Source organism: Cytobacillus oceanisediminis 2691, from assembly GCF_007678455.1.
In the GTDB taxonomy this organism is placed as follows: domain Bacteria; phylum Bacillota; class Bacilli; order Bacillales; family Cytobacillaceae; genus Mesobacillus; species Mesobacillus oceanisediminis_A.
The window spans coordinates 1-246 of sequence record NZ_VEEP01000342.1; the positions used below are offsets into that span (position 1 = coordinate 1).

Genomic DNA, 246 nt, shown 5'->3' on the forward strand with positions numbered 1-246 from the left:
CTGCTCGCCCACAACAAGACGAAAATTCAACTTTTGATCATAAAAAAAACTCAATGCCCCTTCCCCTTAACTTTTTCAAAAAACTTTCCCACTTCACCACCAACATCTCTTCTACTAAAAAACTACCCCCCCCACCCCCCACCCTTCACCAATCAATCAACTCCTCCCAATACCCCACAAACCAGATCATTGCAACGGCCTATACGGCACCAATTCAATCCACTCCTAAAAATCCTCCCCACCCAG

The 246-nt window shown here is 45.5% G+C and carries 1 pseudogene; it reads left to right on the plus strand.

Going from position 1 to position 246, the window contains the following annotated elements:
* Positions 1–246 (plus strand): annotated as a pseudogene (locus FS736_RS24965) (hypothetical protein); the annotation flags it as partial.